Annotated in this window: 7 protein-coding genes; 4 read left to right on the plus strand and 3 right to left on the minus strand. The window is 72.0% G+C overall.

What is annotated here, in order from left to right; genetic code table 11:
* The 3 genes from HW577_RS17435 to hpxZ form a co-directional block, all read left to right on the plus strand.
* The coding region (locus tag HW577_RS17435; RefSeq protein WP_198377421.1) for an HAD-IC family P-type ATPase at positions 1-1,061 on the plus strand (1,061 nt) is incomplete at its 5' end.
* A 131-nt stretch (positions 1,062-1,192) separates the two neighbouring features.
* Positions 1,193-2,356, plus strand: a complete 1,164-nt coding sequence (locus HW577_RS17440; protein WP_198377422.1) for an amidase — start codon at positions 1,193-1,195, stop codon at positions 2,354-2,356.
* On the plus strand, positions 2,356-2,751 hold the full coding sequence (hpxZ, locus tag HW577_RS17445) for an oxalurate catabolism protein HpxZ (protein WP_198377423.1): 396 nt from the start codon (positions 2,356-2,358) through the stop codon (positions 2,749-2,751). The genes HW577_RS17440 and hpxZ overlap by 1 nt, the downstream gene beginning before the upstream one ends.
* A gap of 21 nt (positions 2,752-2,772) precedes the next feature.
* Here hpxZ and HW577_RS17450 read toward each other — a convergent pair whose 3' ends face one another.
* Entirely contained in the window at positions 2,773-4,017 is a 1,245-nt protein-coding gene (locus HW577_RS17450) for a Zn-dependent hydrolase (RefSeq protein ID WP_198377424.1), read from the minus strand.
* 496 nt (positions 4,018-4,513) lie between these two features.
* Here HW577_RS17450 and HW577_RS17455 point away from each other — a divergent pair, with 496 nt between their 5' ends.
* Positions 4,514-4,879, plus strand: coding sequence for a septal ring lytic transglycosylase RlpA family protein (locus HW577_RS17455; RefSeq protein WP_198377425.1), 366 nt, complete (start codon positions 4,514-4,516; stop codon positions 4,877-4,879).
* A gap of 21 nt (positions 4,880-4,900) precedes the next feature.
* On the opposite strand, the gene HW577_RS17460 is transcribed toward HW577_RS17455, so the two are convergent.
* Together HW577_RS17460 and HW577_RS17465 are read right to left on the minus strand one after the other, a co-directional pair.
* Positions 4,901-6,121: an ABC transporter substrate-binding protein gene (locus HW577_RS17460; protein ID WP_198377426.1), complete on the minus strand. Its 1,221-nt coding sequence runs from the start codon at positions 6,119-6,121 to the stop codon at positions 4,901-4,903.
* 73 nt (positions 6,122-6,194) lie between these two features.
* Positions 6,195-6,895, minus strand: a 701-nt coding sequence (locus HW577_RS17465; protein ID WP_198377427.1) for a molybdate ABC transporter substrate-binding protein, incomplete at its 5' end; no start/stop codon positions are given.

The raw sequence follows: 6,895 nt of genomic DNA on the forward strand, positions 1-6,895 counted from the left end.
CGGAATGCCGCGCGGCAGGGATCCGCGTGGTGATGATTACCGGCGACCACGCCGCGACGGGGGCGGCGATCGCGGCCGAACTCGGCATCGCCGCCGCGCCGCGCGCGATGACGGGGGAGGCGCTGGCCGCCCTGCCCGCCGAGGCCTGGCCGGCGGCGGTCCGCGACACCGACGTCTTCGCCCGCGTCAGCCCGGAACAGAAGCTGCTGCTGGTCGAGGCGCTGCAGCGCGACGGCACCGTCGTCGCCATGACCGGGGACGGGGTGAACGACGCGCCGGCGCTGAAACGCGCCGATATCGGCATCGCCATGGGAAGGCGCGGGACGGAGGCGGCCAAGCAGGCGGCGCAGATGGTGCTGGCGGATGACGACTTCGCCTCCATCGCCGCGGCGGTGCGGGAAGGGCGCACGATCTACGACAACCTCCGCAAGGTGATCGTGTGGAACCTGCCGACCGATGGCGGGGAGGCGCTGGTGATCGCGGGCGCGGTGCTGTTCGGCCTCGCCCTGCCGATGACGCCGCTGCAGGTGCTCTGGATCAACACCATCACCGCGACGGCGCTGGGCATGGCGCTGGCCTTCGAGCCGACGGAGCCGGGCGTGATGGCGGAACCGCCGCGCGACCCGCGGCGGCCGCTGCTGACGGGCTTCCTGCTCTGGCGCTTCCTGCTGGTTTCGGCGCTGGCCGCCGCGGCGTCCTTCGGCGTCTTCGCCCTGGTGCTGGCGCGCGGCGGGACGGAGGAGGTGGCGCGCACGGCGGTGGTGAACACGATCGTGGCGCTGGAGATCGCCTATCTGTTCGCCGTCCGCCGCGGGCGCCGCGGGCTGCTCGGCGGCGGCGCGCCGACGCCCGCGCTCTGGCTCGGGCTCGGCGTGACGGTCGCGGGACAGGCGGTGCTGACCTATGCGCCGCCCCTGCAGGCGGTGTTCGGCACAGCGGGGCTCGGTCTCGCGGAATGGGGCGCGGTGGCGGGGGCGGCGGTGGCGCTGCTGCTGGTGCTGGAAGGCGAGCGGGTCGTGCGCGCGCGCAGGCTGTGGGAGAGGGCGCGCGGCTCGGCCTAAAGAACCAGCCGTCCAAACGGAGTCGGTTGGACGGATAAGGATGCTCGCGAAAACAGAGTATTGGAGACGTGACCGTGAGCCACGGCGAGCGGGAACGGCTCTAGACTGGGGGCGAATCCGCAGGAGCCGCCATGTCGCCCTTCGTTCCCGGCACCGACATCCGCATCGAGGGCCGTCCGGGCGGCCCGCTCGCGGGCCTGACCTTCGCGGCCAAGGACCTGTTCGACGTCGCCGGCCACCCGACCGGCGGCGGCAATCCGGACTGGGCGCGGCAGAACCCCATCCCGACGCGCCATGCCTGGGCGGTGCAGGCGCTGCTCGATGCCGGCTGCACGCTGGTGGGCAAGACCATCACCGACGAGGTCTCGCTCGGCATCCTCGGCGAGAACGCCTTCGAGGGCACGCCGGTGAACCCCGCGGCACCGGGGCATGTGCCGGGCGGGTCTTCGTCAGGCTCGGCGAGCGCGGTGGCGCAGGGGCTGTGCGACACGGCGCTCGGCACGGATACCGGCGGGTCGGTGCGCGTGCCGGCCTCCTTCTGCGGGTTGTATGGCATCCGCCCGACGCATGGGCGGCTCGACCTGGCGGGGATGCTGCCGCAGGCGCCGACCTCGGACACGACCGGCTGGTTCGCACGCGACGCGGCAACCTTTGCGCGCGTGTCCGCCGTGCTGCTGGGGGAGGAGATGCCGCCCGCGCGGCCCACGCGCCTGATCGTCGCGACGGATGCGTTCGGGATCGCGGATGCGGAGACCGCCGAGGCGCTGGGGCCGATGCTCGACCGCCTGAAGCGCCTCGTGCCGGACTGGCGGGAGGAGGTGATGGCGCCGCCGGGTCTCGCCGCCTGGTCGCGCGCGCAGCGCACGTTGCAGCCGGTGGAGGCCTGGGAGACGTTCCGCCCCTGGGTGGAGCGCGACAATCCGCGCTTCGCTTTCAATGTCGCGCGCGGCCTCGTGCTCGGCGCCATGGTGCCGGAGGCCGAGCGCGGCTGGGCGGCGCTCACGCGCCGGGAAGCGCGCGGTAGGCTGCGCGGCCTGCTGCCGCCGGGCACCGTGCTGGCGCTGCCGACCACGCCCTTCCCGGCACCGAAGGCCGGGCTGCCGCTGACGGAGCTCGAGCCGATCCGCGCGACGATCAACCTGCTCTGTGCCCAGGGCGGGCTGGCGGGGCATCCGCAGGTGAGCATTCCCGGCGCGACGGTGGGCGGCCACCCGGTCGGGATTTCCCTGATCGCGGCGCGCGGCGCCGATGCGCTGCTGGTCGGCGCCTGCCTGGCCCTGGAGGAGATCGCGTGATGGAGGTGAACATCCCCGAGGTGGTGGAGGAGGTCCGCGCCCTGTTCGAACGCTACGAGCAGGCTCTGATCGACAAGGATGTCGAGGTGCTGGACGCCACCTTCTGGAATTCCCCGCTGACGATCCGCTACGCCATCCACGAGAACGGCTACGGCTTCGACGAGATCCACGCGCACCGCGTCCGCCGCCCGCCGGGGCCGGGCATCAAGCTGAAGCGGCGGCAGCTGGTGATCACCACGCTCGGGCGCGACATCGCGACCGTGAACCTGGAGTTCGACATGCGCGGGCGGGAGATGCCGGGGCGGCAGTCGCAGACCTGGGTGCGGTTTCCGGACGTGGGCTGGAAGGTCGTCTCCGCGCATGTGTCGGTGACGGAGGGGCAGCCGGCCTATTGAGGCCTGCCGCCCGCGTCGCCGTCAGAGCGCGCGGTTGGCCCTCGCCACGACCGCCTCGAACAGCACCTGGCAGCCATCGGCGGCTTCCTCGGGCAGGATGCTCTCGGCCTCGTTGTGCGACAGCCCGTCCTTGCACGGCGTGAAGATCATCGCCGTGGGGATGCTGCGCGCGACGTAGACGGCGTCGTGCCCGGCGCCGGAGATGATCTCCCGCGCCGGAAGGTTCAGCCGCCGCGCCGCCTGGCGCACGAGGTCGACGCAGGACGGGTCGAAGGGCTGCGCCGGGATGCGGAACAGCTCGGTCAGGTCGAGCCGGCAGCCGGTCTCGGCCACCAGCCGCGCGGCTTCCTCCGGGAAGCTGGCGGCGAGGCCGAGGATCTGCTCGTCCGCCGGGTGGCGGAACTCGACGCTGAAGCGCACCTCGCCGGGCACGACGTTGCGGGAGGGGCTCGCGATCTGCAGGAAGCCGACCGTTCCGCGGCCATCCTCCCCCCGCGCGCGCATCAGCTGGTCGACCAGCGTGACGACCCGCGCCGCGGCGACCAGCGCATCGCGGCGTGCCGATGGCGGCGTGGTGCCGGCATGGCTGTCCTGGCCGATGATCACCGCGTCGTACCAGACCTGCGCCTGCGCGCCGGTGACGATGCCGATGCGCTTGCCCTCGCGCTCGAGGATCGGGCCCTGCTCGATGTGCAGTTCGAAATAGGCGTCGGCCGGGAAGGGCTTCGCCGCATGTTCGCCCTTGTAGCCGATCGTGTCGAGCGCTTCCGAGACCGACACGCCGTCCACGTCGCGCAGCCCATAGGCTTTCTCGAGCGGATAGATGCCGGCCCAGGTGCCGGAGCCCATCAGCGAATGGCCGAAGCGGCTGCCCTCCTCATCGGTCCAGTTCACCAGCTCGATCGGCGCCTCGGTCGTGATGTTGAGGTCGTGCAGCGTGCGCATCACCTCGAGCCCCGCGATGACGCCGAGCGCGCCGTCGAACTTGCCGCCCGTAGGCTGGCTGTCGAGGTGGCTGCCCATCAGCACCGGCAGGCGCTTCGGGTCGCGGCCCTCGCGGCGGGCGAACATGTTGCCGATGGCGTCCACGCGCACCGTCAGGCCGAGCGCCTCGCACCACCCCTTGAAGCGGTCGCGGCCCTGGCGGTCGACATCCGAGAGCGTCAGCCGCTTCACGCCGCCCTTGGGCGTGGCGCCGATCTCGGCCATGGCCATCAGGCTGTCCCACAGCCGCTTGTCGTCGATGCGCTGGTTGGTGCCGCTCATGCCTGCCTCGCTGGTCCCGTCCGGGCCGCCGGGACTAAGCCCTGGGGCGGCGGCTGTCCACCTCCGCCCCCACGGTGCCGCGGGGGCGGCGAATACTTCTGGCAATGGCATCAATATTGAAATTCGCCAGAAGTCATCCCTGAAAACGGCTGCGGAAAAAAGTGTTAACGCGGCAGTCATCCGGTCAATCGCGAAAAATCACGATGGGGCATGCCGGGCGCCGGCCTGCCCCAGTGTTGCCAAGATCTGCCCCGATGTTGCCAAGGTCGAGGGTCCGTGCTTTGAACCTCGCCCGAGTTACACAACCCGACGACCGGAAGAGTCCTCCAGCGCCCCGCAAGGCGCTCCCCCCAACGGCTCCTGCAGCCAAGATCGCCACGGAGATGCGCCCATGGGGTCCCCCACCCTCGCCACGCACCCCCGCCGAAGGCCGCGTCGCGCGGCCGGATGCACCGCCCTCCTGCTGGGCATGCTCGCCGCCGGATGCGCGGGCCCGATGCCCGAGGCAGATGCCCGCAGCGCGTCCTCCGAGGCGATGCGCGAGGCAGGACCGTCCCAGGTCGGCGTCGCCTCCTATTACGCGCGGCATTTCAACGGGCGGCGCATGGCCAATGGCCGGCCCTTCGACCCAGCATCCGACACCGTCGCGCACCGGACGCTGCCCTTCGGCACCGTCGTGCGCGTGACGAATCTCAGCAACGGGCTCAGCGTCGTGGGGCGCGTTCAGGATCGCGGCCCCTGGACGCGCGGGCGCATCCTCGATGTCAGCCCGCGCATCGCGCGCGACCTCGACATGATGCGCAGCGGACTCGCGCGCGTCGAAGTCGTGCCGGTGGTCGAGGTGGCGGAAGCGCGGGACTGATCCCGCGCCCCCGCGCGCGCCTCAGCGCACCAGCGGGCAGCCGCCTTCGGCCAGGGGACGATAGGCCTCGTTGCCCGGGATGGTCTGCACGACCTCCAGCAGGTCCCATTCCCCACGCGCCTGGCGGGGCTGCTTCGCGCGCATCAGGTACATGTCGCGGATGACCCGGCCATCGATGCGGATGCTGCCGTTGTTCGTCATGAAGTCGTTGATCGGCATTTCCCGCATCTTCGCCATCACGGCCTGGGAGGCGTCGGTGCCCGCGGCCTGCACCGCCTTGAGGTAGTGCGTCACGGCCCCCCACATGCTCGCCTGGAACATGGTCGGCGGGCGGCCATGGATGCGCGCGAAGCGCTCGGAATAGGCGCGCGTCGCGTCGTTCTGATCCCAGTAATAGGCCTCGGTGAAGACCATGCCCTGCGCGGTCTCGAGCCCGATCGCCTTCACATTCGTCAGCAGGCAGAGCAGTGCGGCGGGCTGGATGCCGCGCCGCGTCAGGCCGAATTCGCCCATCTGCTTGACGATGTTGATGAAGTCCGTCCCCGCCGCGGCGATGCCCACCACGTTCGCACCCGACTGCGCGGCGCGCACGAGGTGGGAGGAATAGTCGGTCTCGCCCAGCGGCGCCCGCGCGCTGCCCACTACCTGCCCGCCGAGCTGGCGGATCACCGCGGTCGCGTTCGCTTCCAGCGAATGGCCGAAGGCGAAGTCGGAGGTGATGAAGTACCAGCGCCGCCCGCCACCCTGCATCACCGCGCCGACCGTCCCGCGCGCCAGCGCGTAGTTGTCGTAGGTCCAGTGCACGCCATAGGGGGAGCAGCCCGGCCCCGTCAGGTCCGTCGTGCCGGCGGCTACGACGACATCGATCTTCTGCTTCTCGCGCGCCAGGTTCTGCACGGCGAGGGCGACGGCCGAATTGCCCAGGCCGAAGATCGCATCGACCCGTTCCTGGTCGTACCAGCGCCGCGCGATGGAAAGCCCGACATCGGGCCGGTTCTGCAGGTCGCCATACACCAGCTCGATCGGCATGCCGTTCACGCGGCCGCCGAAATCCTCGACCGCGAGCCGGGCGGACACCACGTCCCCCATGCCCTGCTGGTCGGCGAAGACGCCCGACATGTCGTCGAGCACGCCGATCTTCACGACGCCGTCCGAGATGCCGGACTGCGCGCGCCCTTCGGACGGGCGGATGGCGGCGAGCGGCAGCGCCGCCGCGCCGGCCAGGAGATGCCTGCGGTTCATGGGTGCGTTTCCTTCCCCTTTGGATGGTTCTTGGTGCGCATCATGGCACGGGAATGCGAGGCGACCAGGGGGGTCACCCGGTGGCGAAGCCCGCGGCCCGGAAGCGGGCCTGCCCGTCCGGGCCCGTCAGATGGGCGAGGAAGGCGAGCGCGCCGTCCCGATCCGCCGCGCGCGCATGGACGGCGCCGAGATAGGCGGTGACGAGCTGCGCGCTGTCCGGCAGCGGCCCGACCAGCACCGCGCCCGGCACGGCGATGATCTCGCTGACCTGCGACAGCGCGAGCGCCGCGCGCCCATCGGCCACCGCCTGCACCGCCGCGCCGCCGCCGGGGAAGACCAGCGTGCGCGGGCGCATCTGCTCGGCGATGCCGAGGCGCTCGATCAGCCGCGCGGCGTGGGTGCCGGCGGTCGCGCCCGTCGCCGGGTCCGAATGCGCGATCATCGGCGCGGCGAGGATCGCCGTGCGCAGCGCCGCCTCGGTCGAGATGTCGGGCAGGGCCGCGCCCTGGCGGACCGCGGCGCCGATCAGCATCCGGCCCAGTTCCCGTCGCGTCGCGCCATCGACGATGCCCTCGGCGGCGAGCCGTTCGACCTGCGACGCGCTGTTCAGCACCAGATCGGCGGCCTCGCCCTCCCGCAGCCGGCGCGCGACCACGCCGGCATTGGCGTTCTCGAAGGCGACGGCGCGGCCGGTCCGGGCGGTGAAGGCGGCGGCGAGATCCCGCGTCGCGGCCGCCACCGCCCCGGTGCCGAGCACGTGCAGCGGCGCGGCCT

Origin of the sequence: Neoroseomonas rubea, from assembly GCF_016106015.1 — a bacterium.
Lineage (GTDB): Bacteria > Pseudomonadota > Alphaproteobacteria > Acetobacterales > Acetobacteraceae > Neoroseomonas > Neoroseomonas rubea.

Bases quoted from the DNA above. Each gene is read 5' to 3' on its own strand.
- HW577_RS17440 (WP_198377422.1), top strand. From the start codon at position 1,193: ATGTCGCCCTTCGTTCCCGGCACCGACATCCGCATCGAGGGCCGTCCG.
- hpxZ (WP_198377423.1), top strand. From the start codon at position 2,356: ATGGAGGTGAACATCCCCGAGGTGGTGGAGGAGGTCCGCGCCCTGTTC.
- HW577_RS17450 (WP_198377424.1), bottom strand. From the start codon at position 4,017: ATGAGCGGCACCAACCAGCGCATCGACGACAAGCGGCTGTGGGACAGC.
- HW577_RS17455 (WP_198377425.1), top strand. From the start codon at position 4,514: ATGCCCGAGGCAGATGCCCGCAGCGCGTCCTCCGAGGCGATGCGCGAG.
- HW577_RS17460 (WP_198377426.1), bottom strand. From the start codon at position 6,121: ATGAACCGCAGGCATCTCCTGGCCGGCGCGGCGGCGCTGCCGCTCGCC.